This is a genomic window from Reichenbachiella sp. MSK19-1 (assembly GCF_003590315.1).
Lineage (GTDB): Bacteria > Bacteroidota > Bacteroidia > Cytophagales > Cyclobacteriaceae > Reichenbachiella > Reichenbachiella agariperforans.
The window spans coordinates 595,172-614,821 of record NZ_MIER01000002.1 but is presented as its reverse complement, the minus strand read 5'-3'; the positions used below and the strand labels follow the sequence as shown (position 1 = coordinate 614,821).

Sequence of the window (19,650 nt, the reverse complement as noted above, 5' to 3'; positions counted from 1 at the left end):
ACTTAAACCCCTACCCTCTGCATGCAACACCTTGCAATACACATAGGCTATTTCTAGCTTTACCTTGCTTTTAAAGATTACTATTCCCTTCTTGAAATCAACACTTGTCTGCTTTTGTTAACCCTATAGACTCATGATTATAAACAAAAGCGAGAAGCGGGCTCTATCACGGAGCGCAGCATTGGGCAGTCTGACTAACTATCAAACTACTGAATGTGGGCTCGTAGGTAAGACGGATCAAGAACTGTTCGAAGTACAGGTCTACTCTGCATCTACCATCAGAGTTAGAATCACGCAAAACGATGAGTTCAACGAACTCAAGTATAGTGTCGTGAGCAAAGCACAACCCTCATTGCATCAAATCAAGGAAGAAACCGATACGATCACAGTATCCACTTCACTTATTTCGCTTGAAATCAGCAAAGCTCCTTTACGTTTCCGGTTTCTTGACAGGAAAGGAAATGTCCTCAACGAGGACGATACTGCTTTTGGTACTTCGTGGCAAGGAGAGCAAGTCACTACATACAAAAAATTACAAGCTGAGGAGAAATTCATAGGCTTAGGAGAAAAGACTGGGCCACTAAACAAACGCGGCTGGGGCTTCCAAAACTGGAATACAGATCACTTCGGCTATGGCACAGAGGCAGATCCGATCTACTGTTCCGTCCCTTTTTATATAGGTGTACACAGCAGACTATCCTACGGTATCTTCCTAAACAATTCCTTCAAGACTCATTTCAATTTCGGCGCATCCAACAATCGATTTTCCAGTTTTTCGGCAGACGCAGGAGATATGGACTACTTTTTCATCCATGATGACAGTGTAGCCCAGATTGTATCTGCATACAGTACGCTGACTGGCAAAATGACTTTGCCGCCCAAATGGTCGCTAGGCTACCAACAGTGCCGCTACAGCTACTATCCTGACAAGGAGGTGCTCAGTACTGCCCAGAACTTTCGAGACAAAGAAATCCCTGCAGATGTCATCGTACTCGATATCCATTACATGGAAAAGTACAAAATATTCACTTGGGACGGTGAAAGATTTCCCGATCCAGAGAGTATGATTCTCAAACTGAAAAGCTTAGGCTTTGAAGTAGTCGTGATGTGTGATCCTGGGATCAAAATCGAAAAAGGATATGAAGCTTACGAGGATGGACTAGAACAAGACCTCTTCATCAAATACCCTGACGGCACCAACTACGAAGGGCAGGTCTGGCCGGGGTGGTGCCATTTTCCAGATTTCACGAGCCAAAAAGCGAGAGACTGGTGGCAAAACCAGCTCAAAACCTATACAGCACTTGGCATAGAAGGCTACTGGAACGACATGAACGAAATCGCCACTTGGGGGCAAACATTACCTGAGTTGATCGAATTTGATTTTGATGGTGACAGTGCCAGTACGCGCAATGCCCGCAACGTCTACGGGATGCTCATGGCCAAAAGCACCTTTGAGGGTGCCAAAGAAAACTTAAATGGCAAGCGCCCCTTTAACCTGACTCGTGCGGGTTTCGCAGGAATACAGCGCTATGCTGCCGTCTGGACAGGTGACAATGTCGCCTCAGACGAACACATGCTGCTAGGCATGCGCATGCTCAATAGCATGGGACTATCTGGGATTCCTTTTGCAGGATTCGATACAGGGGGATTCGTAGGCAATGCCACCGAAGAACTCTTTGCTCGGTGGATCTCCATGGGAGCCTTCACGCCATTCTTCAGAGGACACTCTAACGTCAATACCAGAGACAGCGAGCCATGGGCATATGGCGAACATACGGAGGAAATCTCCAGAAACTACATCAATCTACGATACAGACTGATGCCCTATCTCTACGCCATGTTCTACGAAGCATCCGAGAGCGGTATTCCGATCAATCGATCACTCGCTATGGATTATACACATGACGAGAAAGTCTACGATCAAGCTTATGAAAACGAATTCCTTTTTGGAGATTCCATCTTGGTAGCCCCTGTTTCTAGTCAAAAAGTAATTGAAAAAATTTACCTCCCAGAAGGGAAATGGTACGACCTATTCACAGACAACTACTACGAAGGAGGCAAAGAAACCATCGTAGAGTGCCCTATCGAAAAACTACCTGTTTTCGCCAAGGAATCTGCGATAATCCCCATGCAATCCAAAGTCAGTACCACCAAAGAAACACCTCATGAGCAACTAGAAATCCACCTCTATAATGGCGAAGCAGACAACAGTTTTGTATACTATGAGGACGATGGTACGAGCTATGATTTTGAAGGCGGAGGGTTTCATCAACGAACCATGCATTTTAGCCCAAAACAAAAGACGCTGACACTAACCCAAACAAAAGGAGATTATAAGTCCGTATTTTCAAAGGCTAGAATATACTTCCATGGATATGACATGAAAGAATTGAATACCCTAAAAACTGGCCAAGAAGACTACCGATTCATTCGCCCTTTGACAGATTTTGATCCATTGGGGGATAGCATTAGTGACTATTATATACCGAAACTACCTTATACAGACATAAATCTAGGGATCAATGAAATCAAAATATCATGGTCTTGACCTGATCAATAGTTTTTAAATTAAGCATAGAAAACAGAACAAATACTACCAAGAAGAATGAGTGGGGCTAAAGAAAAAGTCAAACTGCCCAGTAAAATTCAACAGGTTATACTTTTTTGAAATAAATAAACAATGAGAAGAATCGCTATTATCGCATTGCTAGCAGGGTTATTTGCTTGCCAGCCAGAGCAGAAAAACCCCTTGACAGAGGTAAGCTCTCCTAACGACAACACCAAGATCACTTTCTATCTGACCGAAGAAGGTAAGCCTGCCTACTACTCCAGCTACCAAAACAAGTCTGTCATAGATAGCTCTGCACTTGGTTTCATTCTAGGCGATAGCATGGCCATCAACGAAGGGTTAACCATCGTGTCTACCAGTACCAATACATTTGACGACACTTGGGAGCAACCATGGGGCGAACAGCGACTCATCCGAAACAACTATAACGAACTCACGATCAACCTCCAAAACCCAGAAGGGCTAAAACTGAACGTTATCTTCAGAGCATTTGACGAAGGAATCGCAATGAGATACGAGTTCCCAAGCCAAGACGCACTCAAGGAATTCAAAGTGATGGACGAACTCACAGAGTTCAACATGTCAGGCGATCATAGTGCATGGTGGATTCCTGCCTATGCAGGCAACCGCTACGAATACATCTATACCAATTCTCCCATCAGCGAGATCGAGAGAGTGCACACCCCCTTTACACTAGAGACGACCAACGATCTCTACCTACACCTCCATGAGGCGGCGCTATACGATTATCCTAGTATGGTGATCAAAAACCAAGGCGACAATTCTCTCAAGTGTGACTTGGTTCCTTACAGCAAAACCAACCCTGTCAAAGCTTATTTGAAAGCTCCATTCTCAACACCATGGAGAACTGTTCAAATCGGTGAGCAACCAGGAGACCTCATGACCAACTACATGATCCTCAACCTAAACGAGCCAAACAAACTAGGTGATGTATCGTGGGTAGAACCAGGCAAATACGTCGGCGTATGGTGGGAGATGTTCATCAACGTAGGGACTTGGCACCAGGGACCAAAACATGCAGCCAACACAGAGAATGTCAAGAAATACATCGATTTCGCAGCGGCCAATGGATTCAAAGGCGTACTCGTCGAAGGCTGGAATTACGGATGGGATGGCAACTGGATGGGTGGCGGTACCAAATTTGAATTCACCAAACCCTACCCTGACTATGACGTAGACGCGTTGAGCAAATACGCCGCAGACCGTGGTGTCTACATCATCGGTCACCACGAGACAGGTGCCGATATCGAAAACTACGAAGAGCAACTCGATGATGCCTACAACTTCCTCAACAAATACGGCATGAAAGCCGTCAAAACGGGTTATGTAGAAAATGGTGACACCTTACCAAAAACAGGTATCTACCACCACGGGCAGTACTTCGTCAACCACTTTCAGCGTGTGATCGATATGGGAGTAAAGTACAAAACCATGATCGTGGCACATGAGCCCATCAAAGCGACAGGAAAAAGAAGAACTTATCCTAACATGGTCTCCCGAGAAGGTGCCAGAGGTCAGGAATACAATGCTATGGGCGGTAATCCTACAAGCCACGTGACGGTACTACCCTTCACTAGACTACTCGCGGGACCGATGGACTACACACCAGGTGTTTTCGATCTAGAAGTAGCAACGACTTCTGAGCAAGTACAAAGTACGATAGGCAAGGAACTAGCACTCTACACTGTGATCTACGCTCCGATGCAAATGGCCAACGATCTACCAAAAAACTATGAGGGTCATCCAGCATTCCAGTACATCAAAGATGTCGTCACAGACTGGGAAACCACCAAAGTACTAAATGGCAAAATCGGTGCTTACGTAACCGTAGCGAGACAAGAAAGAAACGGAGACAGATGGTTCCTCGGATCGATCACCAACGAAGAAGGTAGAGACTTAGACATCTCTTTTGCCTTCCTAGACCCGAATACGACCTACACAGCGACTATTTATGGAGATGCGGCAGATACGCACTACCAGACCAATCCGTCAGCTTATGAAATCAAAGAAATGGAAGTAACTTCTACTTCAAACCTGACGCTCACTTTGTCACCAGGTGGAGGAGCAGCGATCAGTTTAGTTCCTAAAAAGTAATACCCCGATCTTGGATAAGGATTGGACGTTGAATACAGTACTATTAATCATTGGTTAGTTTTCAACGTCCAATCACCAAGATTTCTTTATACCTGCTGAGTCATGGCTCAGCAACTTTTGTTTAGCAGATTGAGACACCAGACATGAAGACCAAGATTAACTACATTATAGCCTTATTCGTTTTGCTGGCAGCATGCCAACAAAACTCTAGCTCTACTACAGACTCATCAACTCCTACCAAAGACACTACAGTCACCTTCCCAGAACGTGCCGCTGCTATGGCAGTCTATGAGGTCAACATCAGACAAGCCACACCAGAAGGAACCATCCAAGCATTTGCGCAGCATTTGCCTCGTCTCAAAGAACTCGGAGTAGAAATGCTCTGGATCATGCCCGTTCAACCCATCAGCCTTAAAAACCGAAAAGGAACACTGGGGAGCTACTATGCCATCGCCGATTATAGTGCCATCAATCCAGAATTTGGCAGTTTGGCAGATTTCAAATCCCTCGTCCAACAAGCGCATGACATGGGTATGGTCGTCATCCTCGACTGGGTACCCAACCACACTGGATGGGATCATCCATGGATCGCAGCACATCCTGAATACTACGCCAAAGACAGCCTAGGTAACATCACCTACGAAGCAGACTGGACAGATATCGCACTGTTAGACCACCGCAATCCTGGCACGCGAAAATCTATGATAGAGGAAATGGCATTTTGGATCAAAGAAGCCGATATCGATGGCTTCCGTTGTGACCATGCTGCACATGAAATCCCCCTTTACTTCTGGGAAGAGGCTACTGATCAACTCAACTCAATGAAAGACCTCTTTTGGCTGGCCGAATGGGACGAACCACGTCTACACCGCATGTTCCATGCCTCCTACTCGTGGGAACTACTACACCTAACTGAAGATGTAGCTAAGGGGCATAAAACTGCTGATGACATAGCCGACTTTATAAAAAAAGACCAAGCCAAATATGGTCGCAAGGCATTTCGTATGACCATCACGACCAACCATGACGAAAACTCGTGGGCAGGCACAGTCTTCGAACGCTATGGTGAAGGACACAAAGCCTTTGCTACATTCATCTTCTCAGCCTATGGCTTCCCCATGATCTACAATGGACAGGAAGTAGGTTTAGACAAACGCCTTGAATTTTTCGAGAAAGACAGTATCGACTGGACTGATCCAAAAGGACTCAGTCGTTTCTACAAACAACTCCTCTCGCTCAAGAAAGACAATCCAGCCCTCTGGAATGGAGGTTTTGGTGCACCACCTGAGCGCATCAACGCCGACGAAAACATTTATGCTTTCAAAAGAATCAAAGATGGCAATCAAGTTATCGGGATCATCAACATGAGCGATCAACCACAAAGCCTACAGCTCACCGACGAAGGTGTATATGGCGACTATGCAGACTACTTCACGGGCACGAACTATACGCTATCATCAGAAACACTAACGCTCGACCCTTGGCAATACCTGATCTTCACTAATTGAATCAAGCATGACGAAAGACGAAAAATTATCTAAGCCTAAGTTGTCCTTTTGGGACGTATGGAATCTAAGCTTTGGCTTTTTGGGAATCCAAATGGGGTTTGCATTGCAAAACGCCAATGCCAGTCGTATCCTTCAGATTTTTGGAGCAGACGTGCACGAACTCTCCTGGTTTTGGATCGTAGCACCCCTCACCGGTTTGATCGTTCAGCCCATCGTCGGTCACTACAGCGACCGTACATGGACCAAACTGGGGCGTAGGAAACCGTTTTTCTTGACAGGTGCACTACTAGCAGCCTTTGGTCTGATCTTTCTTCCCAATGCCGGTATGCTTACCGCTCTGTTGCCTGCGCTATGGGTAGGTGCTGGGATGCTGATGATTATGGATGCTTCATTCAATATTGCGATGGAGCCATTTCGTGCACTGGTGGCAGATATGATGCCCTCCGATCAACGAACGCTCGGCTTTAGCATACAGACTGTACTCATTGGTATCGGAGCAGTCGTCGGCTCTTGGCTACCTTATGCCATGACCAACTGGTTCGGTGTGAGCAATGCTACTGCTGCAGGAGAAGTTCCTATGAACCTACTTATCTCCTTTGTGATCGGTGCGATCGTATTGGTAGGCAGCATACTCGTCACCATCTTCACCACTAGAGAATATTCACCAGAGGAACTGGACCGATTCACCTCAGACGAGGAAATCACAGCAGAAGAAAGCGAAGGACTGATGAGTATCTTCACCGACTTTAAGAAAATGCCCACTGTCATGCGGCAGTTGAGTTCCGTTCAGTTCTTCTCTTGGTTTGGGCTATTTGGGCTCTGGGTGTATGCCACACCTGCCGTTGCGCATCACATCTACGGGTTGCCTTTAGGCGACTCTAGTTCTATTCAGTATCAAAATGCAGGCGACTGGGTAGGGATACTATTCGGAGTTTACAACGGTATTTCTGCCATTTATGCTTTCTTCCTCCCTGCGATTGCCAATAAGGTAGGACGCGTCAAAACACACGCCATCTCACTGCTCACCGGTGCTGCGGGTTTCCTATTTATCTATTTTGCTCCGAACGAGAACTGGCTCATACTAGCCATGATCGGTATCGGTGTAGCGTGGGCGAGTATCTTAGCCATGCCTTATGCCATATTGATTGGGTCTATCCCCGCCAAAAAAATGGGCGTATACATCGGGATATTCAACTTTTTCATTGTACTACCTCAGATATTAAACGCACTCATCGGCGGCCCTATGGTCAAGTATATTTATGGTGGCAATCCAGTCTTTGCACTGCTCACCTCTGGGATTTCATTCATCATCGCCGCAGCACTTTGCCTCCGCGTAAAAGATGTATAACTCCATTTCATATAAAACTTATTAACAAAAAAGACTGTCTATTGGGCAGTCTTTTTTGTTAATAAACGATTGTTAGCTAACTCATATATAGGCCTCCACCTAGCCCTTATCACAATTGCTATCCCCCACTATATAACTTCGTTGGTCTCCAATTCTTGAGACCCACTCCCTTTTAACAAAAGACTCTTTTACTCTCTCTCACATACGACGGAGACCAAATGGTTATTCATCCATTAGTTCTATTGTTGAATTAGGCCTCACCTAGGAAGCAAACACCCAATCCAAATCATCTAATCAGACGACCTACGTCATGTTTTTGGATTAGACAGCTATCTACATTTGCTATAAGTAATTCAAGAAAAGGAATTACGATTCACTCAAAAAAAACCGCTCTTATGAAATTAACAACAATCATTTTCGCTGTGATAGCCTTACTAGCTGGACAAACCCAGCTGAAACTTAACAAGGAAAAAAGTTCCATCACGATCTTCGGTACATCTACCGTACATGACTGGGAATCCACAGTCAATACATTCGACATCAGGGGAGACAAGGATGGCAATAGCATCAAGAACCTAAAAGTAACCATGGTTACCAAATCCATCAAAAGTGGAAAATCAATCATGGATGGAAAAACCTATGATGCACTACTAGAAGAGGATCACCCTCAGATCACACTACAAGCTGATCAACTCACGATTTCAGATGGAAAAGTTACTGGCTCTGGCAAACTAGCCTTGGCAGGTCAAACCAAAACAATCGCTATCAGTGGAAAAGTAATCTCTGACAACAACAGTCAAATCCATATACAAGGAGCCAATAAAATAGACATGACACAGTATGGCATAGAGCCGCCAACTGCCATGTTCGGCTCACTGATCACCGGAGATGAGGTAACCATCAAATACGACATCAAATTTCAATACTAATAAACCTATTAATTCCAATATCATGAAAAATCATAAAATCAGCATCATGCTCAGTTTTGCGCTCATGTTCATCACTGGGCTTACATTCGCACAGCGCAACGACTTGCAATATTATAGATACAACGACCAACGTGGAATCAATGTATTCGAGACCAGCAAGGATGACACAGTTCAATTTGACGGAATCAAAGTCCGTGTGGGTGGTGACTTCAACCTTCAATTCCAAGGTTTAAGCCAAACCAACTCAGGTGATTCTTTGACTGAACTATCTAATAATTTCAATTTACCAAGTGCCAATCTAAACCTAGATGTACAGTTGGATGATGGGTTGAGATTGCACATGCGTACATACCTATCTTCAAGACACCACACAGAAGCCTATGTCAAAGGAGGCTATATTCAAATCGATAAATTAGACTTTGTTAAACCAGGTTTCTTAGCAGGTGTAATGCAATACACCACAATCAAAGTTGGTATGGACGACATCAACTACGGAGACACGCACTTCCGAAGATCAGACAATGCCAATACTATTTTCAATCCTTTTGTAGGCAACTATTTAATGGATGCATTCACTACAGAGCCTTTTGCTGAAGTTACAGTACAGAATGCAGGTTTCTTAGGTGTGGTAGGGTTCACTAATGGTCGCTTAAATCAAAGTCCGACCCCTGGAGATGATGGATTCGTATTCTATGGAAAAGTAGGCTATGACAAGCAAATGAATGACGATCTACGGTTCAGATTGACAGGATCATTATATACTAGTTCTGACAAAAGCACCAGAGACTACATATATGGAGGTGATCGAGCAGGTGCTAACTACTTCAAAGTACTAGACGGTGGAGATTTTGCAGGCCGTGTCAATCCAGGGTTTGGGTATCAAACCGCTATACAAATCAACCCATTCGTTAAGTTCAAAGGCTTTGAATTCTTTGGCGTATATGAACTCGCTAACAATGGCAACAGTGACATAGGAGGCAACTACACACAACTGGGCGCTGAAGCACTATATAGATTTGGAGGCAAAGAGCAGTTCTATGCTGCGGGTAGATATAACAGTGTGACAGGAAACAAAACAGATGCTGCATTAGATGAAGAAATCGCAAGATTCAACATCGGTGGTGGATGGTTCATGACACAGAATGTAATGGCTAAACTAGAATATGTCAATCAAACATACGATGGTGCAGCTTATGACGGTACACTATATCAAGGAGCTGAGTTCAATGGCATTGTACTAGAAGCTACGATAGCATTCTAAACTAAATCACTACAAAAAACTAAGGCAGCTCTATGGAGCTGCCTTTTTTATATCCTAACCACAAGAGGCTAAAAAAAACCTTTAATATTTACGTCCAAACACTTCGCTAACAATCACGGCACGACGTAGACCGTCTTCATCTTGGAGCATTTCGCGAATCGCATCTCCTTCATCTCCTTCATCTTCTCGGATTTCATAATTCTCGGCGCGACGATTCTTGTCAATGATATCTGCTATTTTCTCTCTTGGTTTTGTCCTTTCCTCCTTGTACACATAGTCTTCCAACACTGGTTCTGGAGTTGGGTCATATTCTGTCTCTATGTCATCGCTATAGCCCACAGGAGTCACAGGCTCAGTAGTCTTTGGTGTCCCAAAACTCTCCCCCGTAATTTGCTTGAATAAATCTTCGAAAGTGGGCTGTGACTGAGCTGTCTGCTGACTACCCGAACCCGTATCATCCGTGGATGATTCAGCAGTCGTTTGGTCTTGCTTTTTTTTCTTCAGTACACGCGATATGATATAGATCACGGCGAGTACGATGTAATACAAAATATTAGAATCATCCATGAATCAAATCTAAGGAATTATTTTAAATTTGTCGATTCTGAATTTCCGAAAACCACATGCAATTAACCAAATTAGAGATTAAAGGCTTCAAAAGTTTTGGTGACCGAGTTGTCATTAATTTTGATGAAGGGATCACTGGAATCGTAGGTCCAAATGGCTGTGGAAAATCCAATGTAGTAGACTCTATCAGGTGGGTACTCGGGGAGCAAAAAGTCAAATCCCTACGCTCCGAAAAGATGGAAAACATCATCTTCAACGGGACCAAAAACAGAAAAGCAACACAACTTGCGGAAGTTTCTCTTTCGTTCAAAAACACCAAAAACCTCCTCCCTACCGAATACTCTAATGTCACTATTACCCGACGATACTATCGATCTGGTGAGAGCGAGTATCAACTCAATGGGGTGACCTGCCGACTCAAGGACATTACAAGCCTATTTCTCGATACAGGAATCGCATCGAACAGCTATGCGATTATCGAACTAGGCATGGTCGACAACATTCTCAATGACAAAGACAACTCACGAAGAGGTCTTTTTGAGGAGGCTGCAGGGATTTCAAAATTTAAAATCCGAAAAAAGGAAACCATGCGAAAGCTTGGTGACACGGATGCAGACCTAGAAAGAGTCGAGGATTTACTCTATGAGATAGACAAAAACCTCAAATCACTAGAGCGTCAGGCCAAACAAGCACAGAAATACTACCAAATCAAGGAAGACTATAAAGGCTACAGCGTCGAGCTAGCCAAACAAACTGTCCAGTTGCAAAAGTCTAAACTGAACGAGCTCAATACGGCGATTCAGTCCTGCAATGACCTAAAGATTAGTCTCAACAAACAACTATCCGAACGAGAAGCACAACTAGAACAAGCCAAGACTGAACTAATCAGTAAGGAAAAACTACTCGCTACACGTCAAAAAACTCTCAACGAACACGTACAAAAAATCAGAAGCTACGAGAGTGAAAAGAAAATCAAGAATGAGCGACTAAGGTTTCTCAATGACAAAAGCGACAATCTAAAAGACCTCATAGAGCAGGACCGAAAGAGTAGCGAGCGTGCTGCATTTTCAGTATCTAGCTTAGAAAACGAAAAGCAGAGTGCAGAAAAAATCCTCAGCGAGACCAATCACCGTCTCAATGACCTGCAAACCCAATATGAGCAGGAGAAAGAAAAGAATGCCGAGATAAAAGCACAAGCAGAAGAACTCAATAACAATTTTTCACTCAAAAAAGAAGAAGTCTATCAGCTAACCAAATCTCTGGAAATCAAAAATATCCAGATGAGTTCTCTCAAACAAGAGCTAGAAAAAGCAGCCAACGACAGTAGTTCTAGGTCCGAAAATCTCCGTGACTTTGAGCAAAGTATCACCGAAGTAGAAACGGAGAAGAAAAAGAAACAAGAAGAATACGACTACCTCAAATCAAAAGATGAGGAACTCAAAAACCGCATCAAACATTCGGAAAAGACAATAGAAGTCATCCGCGAGGAATTACAGCAAGTCAATAGAAAACTGGATTCGTCTCAAAACGAATACAACCTAACCAAGTCCTTAGTGGACAATCTGGAAGGCTTTCCCGAGGCGATCAAATTCCTAAAGAAAGAAAAAGGATGGAGCAAAAATGCCCCCCTACTATCCGATGTACTGACCTGCCCTGAAGAGTACCGCATCACAGTAGAGAACTATCTGGAGCCCTTCATGAACTACTACATTGTAGAAACCGAAGCAGAAGCGTTCAAAGCCATTAATATCCTCAGTGATGCAGCGAAGGGCAAAGCACATTTCTTTATCCTTGACAGATTCGACAACTTCCGCCCTACCCAATCTGAGCTACTACATGATGCGGTACCCGCTACCGAAGTGGTAGAATACGATCAGAAGTACAAAAAACTAATTGGCCACATCCTAGACAATGTCTACATCACCAACAACGAAACAGGTCAAGTTGACAACAAAAATGCCGTTCTGATCACCAAAAGTGGAAAGGTGATCAACAGACACTACAGTGTGTCAGGTGGATCGATAGGACTGTTCGAAGGCAAGAAAATAGGTCGGGCTAAAAATCTCGAAAAACTATCCGTCACGATCAAGAAGTTGACACAAAAGCTCGATGAAGTCAAGCAAAATCTAAAAGAGAAAGTTGCCGACATAGAACGTCTCAGAGAGAACAACTACGAACAAGACCTAGAAACTGTACTACATGACCTCAACAAGGTCAATGAAGAGTATATCTCGCTAACCACGAAACAAGAACAGTTCTCCAAATTGCTCTCAGAGAATGCGATGAAGAGTGAAGACATCTTGGAGCAGATCAACATCCTACAAGATGAAATCGCTGAGATAGAACCCAAACAAACCTCAGAGCAACAAGTCCTCTCAGAACTAGAACTCAAGAACCGTTCGTTCAAAGAAGAGATTGCTACATTCAACGATCAGTTGAACGAAAAATCATCCGCTTTCAACCAAGAGAACCTACTCTTTCACCAGCAGCAAAACAAAGTATCCAGCATAGCACAAGAGATCTCTCACAAAGCCTCCAACCTACAAGCTGCCAAAGAAAGAATCGAAAAAAACCAAAGTGACCTCAAACAAACCGATGAGGAAATCAGACAACTCATCGAAAAGTCCGACTCTAACGACGACCAACTCATCGAGATGTATGAGGAGAAAGAAAGCATCGAAGTGGGGGTTACAGAAGCTGAGAAGGCCTACTACGGTGAGCGTGAAAAAATAGATGAGGTAGAAAAAGGTTCTCGTGAGGTACAACGAACGCGTGAATCTAACGACGAGCAACTCATGAGCATCCAAGGTCAGCTCAACGAAACTCGTCTGGAATTGAGTGGTATAAAGGAACGTCTCTCAGTAGAATTCAATGTAGACATAGACCAACTGCTGATCGACAAGGGAGATGAAGATGATAAAAATGAACGATATGAGGGATTCGACGAAGAGGAATTAAAAGACACGGTCAAAAAACTGAAGAACAAACTAGATGGCATGGGACCTATCAACCCGATGGCTATGGAAGCCTACGAGGAGATCAAAGAGCGTCACGACTTCATCACTGCGCAGCGCGAAGACCTCTTCAAAGCCAAAGAATCACTAATCTCTACCATAGAGGAAATCAACAGTGTAGCCAAAGAGACCTTTACAGAGGCTTTTGAAAACATCAAAGCGAATTTCATCCGGGTATTTAGATCTCTATTTACAGACGAAGATCAATGTGACCTATTCCTCTCCGATCCCGACAATCCACTAGAATCTTCTATTGAGATCATCGCTAAGCCAAAAGGCAAGCGTCCCTTATCCATCAACCAACTTTCTGGGGGAGAAAAAACCCTAACCGCTACTTCCCTGCTCTTCGCGATCTACCTGCTAAAACCCGCTCCTTTCTGTATATTCGATGAGGTCGATGCGCCACTAGATGATGCGAATATTGACAAGTTCAACAATATCATCCGTGACTTCTCCAACGAGTCGCAGTTCATCATCGTGACACACAACAAACGCACCATGTCTACGACTGACGTCATCTATGGTGTCACCATGGTGGAGCAGGGTGTCTCCAGAGTCGTTCCCGTGGATTTGAAAGAGTTGGTTTAGTCTCTACTACAAAGATTCGGAAAACATCACTTTGTAACGCTGCCTTAGTTGTTTGTGTTCTGCCTTCTTACCCATAGCCTTGCATAGTTCGCTCAGCAATTCATAGTGTGATCTATCATGAATATCAAAATTACCGCTGTGCTTCATAAAATGATAACTCAAATACATTGCTTGCTCTGAGTCAATGTTACGAACCAAATTACTGACTAGTCTCAGTTCTTCCGAATAGGAATAAGTCCAGCGATTGAAAAAGCGATCAAACTCCCCTGATTTTTTAGTCAATGCCACTTGCCACAGTACCTGACCTATCATTTGGCTTAGATAACTATTATTAGGATAAATAGACTTCAACTGCAAAGCAGCATATAGTGCCTTATCAAAAGATTTTGCCTTATACAGTGAATGTACATTTTCGAACAAAGAAGGCTCGCTAAACATTGCTAGACTATCTCCAACTTCACACCTCTTACCCCCGTCCTCAACATCCTCCGCGATCAACTGTTTCAGTGCTACTATTCGTTTCTCATTAAACGGGTGTGTACTAACCTTACCAACCTCAAACAATCCAGAACCTAGATGATCAGGCTCTCTAGCATACACGCTCAAGTCCCCTTTGAGCCAATCTATTTGTAAAGGATATTCTTCAAAGTACAAATCGTCTAAAAGTCTGTCTCCTAACAGTATACCTCCGTTTGAGCCAATATCCAATAATTCAATCAGTTCTAGAGGTGCAGTCTTGTTTGCGTAAGTCTCCTTATATATCAAATAACCTAACGAATCTGCTGCCAATTCTTGCTCACGATACTTTTCGGCCATCTCATAAAATTCTTCTCTTAAATCTGTCAAAGCAAGAGTGTACACATCATATTTCAACAGTGACTTTCGATACGCTTTTTGGAGATTTTGAATCTCCGCTTTGATACGCTCTATGTTTTTAATAGAGGTCAGTACATGATCTAGTTCTATATGTGCTAACTCATGTGCGATCACAAATGCCAACTCCTCCTCAGTAGTCAACTGTGCCAATAAACCATTGTTGAGAACCACTGAGCCTTGACCTGGGCTAAATGCATTGACCTCTGAATCCCAAGCAATCAAAACTCCCATTGTAAATACCTCTAGTTTGGCATTACTTGCTAGTTCTCTCATCACTTGGTTGGTATATCGACTAATGGTATCTGACGCATAAAAGCTTCCTTTCTCTGCCATATCAATCAGATACAAATTGAGCTCCATGTTGACATCAAGTATTCTTTTGGAATACATGTCATCATATTCCCCCAGCGTACCCCCCTCTCTACTCCCAAAAATCTCCTTGGCACAATCAGCAACACAAATTTCCTTCAATACATAAGTCGAGTCATACTGTGCATGACTATAAAAAGTAACAGCCATCATAATGATGGCTGTTACTATATAGATTTTCAATTTCACTTGTTCGATCAATCCAATCCAATCATTATAAATGGTCCCCAAAAAATCGGGTCTTTGTATTCCTCTTTTATCTCCTGCTTCGCAAAGATGAAAGACTCACGTTTATCCCCCGTCTCTAACCACTTGTTATAAAACTTAACCATAAGCTTCTGCGTGGCTTCATCAGACACCTTGAACAGTGACATAATAATCGTACGAGCTCCTGCTACCAAGAAAGCTCTTTGAAGACCATATACACCCTCACCAGCCTCTATCTCTCCTAACCCAGTCTCACAGGCTGACAAGACCACAAGATCAGTCTTATCTAAGGTCAGGTTCATTGCCTCATAAGCCGTAAGTATCCCATCATCTACATTGAAATTAGAGGTGGTCTCATTAAGTACATCACCAGCACCAGCCATCAATAGCCCTGTTTTTAACAATGGGTTTTGTGCCGCAGCATTTTCGTTCATAGCGATATCCTCAGCAGACAAGTCCGCATTAGGTGCGAAGAATCCATGAGTCGCTACGTGAAAAATCCTAGGATTATCCATATTCTTAACCGCTTGTTCGGTCGCCTCATCTTGTATGTAGTCTTCTGTAATCCAGCCGTCACTTCTCAGCATATCCTTTAACCCTTCAATTTCTTTGGCCGTACCTACTAAGCGATCAACCACATCAGGGTTGCCACCACGCATAGAAGCTCTACCCGTCCACTCTCCTGGAGGGGTTGCGACATAGTATTGTGGATCTCCAAACATCGTAGCAGTATTAGCCTGCTGTGTCAGTCGTGTGGTCACTTTGTCTAGGTATAAATCCTTCGTATTACTAACCAAGACAATATTCGACCTGTCCAGTACATAAGACCCGTCCTCTAATTTTATAGCTTCTAGATTGATCTGATTGTACACACCATCTGCTGATAAGTAAATACTACCTGGGTTACCCACTACGTCCTGTATTGGTTTCCAGAAATTTTCATAAGACTTTGGATCGTCTACACGGTACTTGATGCTGTTTCGATAGTATTTTAAATACTTGGACTCCAAATCTTTTCCGTTCTTGAGTAGAATCAACCCTGGGGCACTTTTCTTACCTTCATTTTTCACATACAAGACTGCATACATGATAGAGTCCGTAGAAAAGGTATGATCAAACACCCTGAAACGAATCATTTCTAAAGCTACTTCGTTAGGTCCCAAAGCATTTTTTACATCACCCCATGTCACTACCTTCTTATCAAAACTTGAACTAAAATCTTCAGATTTCTCACTGAGTTGTACCTCCAAGTCCTCTACCTGTCCGAGTAGTACTTGTCCATCTATGCCAGCTTGCATCAGCTGTTCGGTACTCATGGAAAGCACCTTTGTCAACAAATCCTTTTTGGCTTCCCAATCTTTATAAATTGCCTTAAGCTCTTCGTCATTAGAAGTTAAAATTCGTTGACGAATCTTAATTGACGAACTGAGTAACAACGCCTTTGTTAGTAGGGCGTTATTGTACAGGTTGCCGATCATGTCACCATTTTTTCTATTGTAGTTAATGACCAAAGTGTTATAAAACTCAAAATCGGATTTAATAGTATTCCAAAACTTAGCCTTCTCTCTTTCACTCAATGCAGGAAAATACTCCTTGATAAAAGTCGAATAGTTCGCCAGTACTTCTTCCAAAGCGCCTTGTGCTTTTTTCACATCACCTTGCATGAAATAAGTCTTGGACAGCTTAGACTGCACTTTGACATACTCCGGGTGATTGTTATTAAAGAATTTGACATAAAGCTTCTTAGCTGACTCGTAATAGTCTTCTGCCTTGCCATACTCCCTTTTACTATAGTGAATATCCCCTTTGAGAATATTGATTGCAGCAGCATTAATATTGTTTCGTGCACCTATTTTTTTGCTCCATATAGATTCAGCCTCATCCAAGAACGAGAATGCCTCGTTGTAACGAGCATCAGCGATATATACAACTGCCAGATTTTTCAAAATCGTGGCATAAATCGGGTTTGAAGCCCCTAATTTTCTACCTATGATCTTCTCTGCTCTCAAGAACAACTCTTCTACTTCGTCAGTAGGCTCGTTGTTATAGAACTTAACAAGTGCGAGTTCTGATACAGCACGTGCTACATCGATATGAGATCTACCAAACTGTTTCTCTCTAATCTCAATAACCTTTTCTAAGATATCAATGGCTGTCTCATAGTCCCCTACGAGCGTATTGATGTTGGCAAGTGTCATCAAACTTGGTGTCACTTTAGAAGATTCAGTACCAAAGATATTAGTCGTAATATCATTTGCTCTTTGAGCGAGTTGCTCCGCTACAGTATAATCTCCAAGGATCATTTTGACACGAGCTTTCAAGATCAATGGATCATTGAGATGTCTAGAGTCGTCTCCAAATCGCGTTTGTTTTTTCTTAAGGTCCTGTTCGATGAGCTTTTGGGCCTCTCTATACCTACCGATATCCAAATATACTTCTGAAAGCTCATCTTCAATCTCAATACCAGAAGTCTCCACGGTACGCACACCATGTTTTTGTAAAGTCTCTGACTTGTTGATATTGTCCTCCGCATCATCATACTCTCCTTTAATCGCAAGTAAAGTAGCATGCGTAATCAAAGACTGAGCATAATACGATTGTGAGAACTCAGTATCTGAATTTTTCAAAATTGCCAATGCAATGTCAATATTCTTCTCTGCATCCTCATACTCACCAATCTTATACTGCAGGTTAGCAATCTTATCTAATTCCAACGCATACTTTGGATCTTGATCGTCATACTTACGTCTAGATGCCTCCAACGCAATATCCAATATTTCTGAAGCTTTGTCATACTGATCATTCTCCTCATAGAAGATTGCCTGATGATCAAGAATATCTACATAATCTAAATGCCCTTCTGTGATTTCTTTTTTGACGATTTCGTCCCAGCTCGTATTATAGATTTCCAGTGCTTCATCAAATTTCTCTGTGTAGTCAACATAGAAGTTTGCCAAGTGCACTTTGGATAGGTTGTACTCTGGGGATTCCTTTCCGTACAGTACTTCTTTGATATCTAGAATTTTTTTCAGATATACGTGTGAGTTATCTACTCTACCGTTGATTACAGCAATCTTATTGGCAAAAACCAAAAGCTCTATTCTTTTCGGATGAAATGGAGGAATGAGAGACTCTCCACTCAAAATCTTATCCACATCACGTTCTAGACCTACATCCTTGCCCCCCATAAGTACATCATACTCTAAGGTCTCTAGCATCAGACGATACATACTATTCTTACCATAGTCCTGTTTGATGGTCTTAGTAAATAACTCCTCTTGGGTTCTTAGTTTACCCTTGTTTCCATCTTTAATGTAACTTTTGATGAGACGCTCTTGAATCATCACCGTGACATAGTGCGAACGCGCATACTTACGAATCGTATTGAAATATGCTTTTTCATACAAGTCTACAACGGTCCCTATCTCCAAGCCATTTTCTTCCAATAGGTAGGTATTCCAAAATTGGTTTTCGGAATACAAAATATCTGCTCTGCCTAAATTTTTCTTAATCCATTGATCTGCATAAACAAAAGAAGAATCAGCACTGAGGTAGTTACCCATTTTTCGGTAAGCGTTCCCCTTAAATATCATCATGCGGGCAAGCTCACGCTTACGTTCTCTCACTACTTTTCGCCTACCGTCTTCGTCCAATGATCTCTTGAGATAAAACGGCATACGCTCATCAATCAAAGACAAGGCTGCCGTATAAAACCCTCTCCCTACCAAAATCTGCGCTTCCAAAACATCCATACTGGCTGCCAAATCAGGATCCATTCCCGCTCCATCCAGAATAACCCTCGCCTGATCTAGATATGTTTTAGCTATCACGTAGTTACCATACTGTATCATCACATCAGTGGCTTCCTTAAGTAATAACGCATGTACCTCACTATGAGCTCCATTGATAGTCACACTCAACTCCAGTCCCTTGGATACCGAATTTTCAATATTATCAAGCTTACCCAATGCCACATCGTACATAGCCTCCTTTATTAAGGCAATCGGCATAAAGTCATTGTTAGCTCCTAATTTCTTAGTGGATTTACTCTTTATTTTTTCGATTTCAGAACGAGCAGATTCGTATTGACCTAACTCATAGGCCTCATCCGCTTTCTCTAACTTCTTATCATATTTGGTTTGTGCTCCTGCTACGAATACCACCGATAGCAGTAGTACGGTCAGGTAGGTTTTTGTTAGTTTCATTTGTTGTTGTTCTTGTTCAACGTTATTTAGCGTGCATTTCTCAAAAATATGCACATGGCATCAATTTACCAACGAGCAATGACACCAATGATTG

Annotated in this window: 10 protein-coding genes; 7 read left to right on the top strand and 3 right to left on the bottom strand. The window is 42.8% G+C overall.

Translation table 11 applies throughout. The features are described 5' to 3' along the window. Window positions 1-133: 133 nt before the first annotated feature. From BGP76_RS02705 to BGP76_RS02680, 6 genes are all read left to right on the top strand, one after another. The gene (locus BGP76_RS02705) at window positions 134-2,548 is read left to right on the top strand and encodes a glycoside hydrolase family 31 protein (protein ID WP_119843503.1); all 2,415 of its coding nucleotides are present in this window, start codon (window positions 134-136) and stop codon (window positions 2,546-2,548) included. A 132-nt stretch (window positions 2,549-2,680) separates the two neighbouring features. Then, window positions 2,681-4,684: a glycoside hydrolase family 97 protein gene (locus tag BGP76_RS02700; RefSeq protein ID WP_119843502.1), complete on the top strand. Its 2,004-nt coding sequence runs from the start codon at window positions 2,681-2,683 to the stop codon at window positions 4,682-4,684. 143 nt (window positions 4,685-4,827) lie between these two features. Continuing rightward, entirely contained in the window at window positions 4,828-6,192 is a 1,365-nt protein-coding gene (locus BGP76_RS02695) for an alpha-amylase family glycosyl hydrolase (protein ID WP_119843501.1), read from the top strand. Window positions 6,193-6,199: 7 nt separating this feature from the next. Continuing rightward, a complete protein-coding gene (locus tag BGP76_RS02690; protein ID WP_119843500.1) occupies window positions 6,200-7,540 on the top strand; it encodes an MFS transporter in 1,341 nt (446 codons plus the stop codon). 395 nt (window positions 7,541-7,935) lie between these two features. Beyond that, complete coding sequence (locus BGP76_RS02685) at window positions 7,936-8,469, top strand: YceI family protein (protein WP_073119551.1); 534 nt, start codon at window positions 7,936-7,938, stop codon at window positions 8,467-8,469. A gap of 22 nt (window positions 8,470-8,491) precedes the next feature. Then, entirely contained in the window at window positions 8,492-9,730 is a 1,239-nt protein-coding gene (locus BGP76_RS02680) for a hypothetical protein (protein WP_119843499.1), read from the top strand. Between the two features lie 81 nt (window positions 9,731-9,811). Here BGP76_RS02680 and BGP76_RS02675 read toward each other — a convergent pair whose 3' ends face one another. Then, window positions 9,812-10,297 (bottom strand): hypothetical protein, encoded by a 486-nt coding sequence (locus BGP76_RS02675; RefSeq protein WP_119843498.1) that lies wholly within the window; start codon window positions 10,295-10,297, stop codon window positions 9,812-9,814. Between the two features lie 56 nt (window positions 10,298-10,353). Between BGP76_RS02675 and smc the strand changes: the two genes are divergently transcribed. Then, window positions 10,354-13,899 (top strand): chromosome segregation protein SMC, encoded by a 3,546-nt coding sequence (gene smc, locus BGP76_RS02670; RefSeq protein ID WP_119843497.1) that lies wholly within the window; start codon window positions 10,354-10,356, stop codon window positions 13,897-13,899. 6 nt (window positions 13,900-13,905) lie between these two features. Here smc and BGP76_RS02665 read toward each other — a convergent pair whose 3' ends face one another. Both BGP76_RS02665 and BGP76_RS02660 read right to left on the bottom strand, forming a co-directional pair. Next, the gene (locus BGP76_RS02665; RefSeq protein ID WP_147407351.1) at window positions 13,906-15,327 is read right to left on the bottom strand and encodes a M48 family metallopeptidase; all 1,422 of its coding nucleotides are present in this window, start codon (window positions 15,325-15,327) and stop codon (window positions 13,906-13,908) included. 14 nt (window positions 15,328-15,341) lie between these two features. Beyond that, a complete protein-coding gene (locus tag BGP76_RS02660) occupies window positions 15,342-19,556 on the bottom strand; it encodes a CHAT domain-containing protein (RefSeq protein ID WP_119843495.1) in 4,215 nt (1,404 codons plus the stop codon). Window positions 19,557-19,650 lie beyond the last annotated feature (94 nt).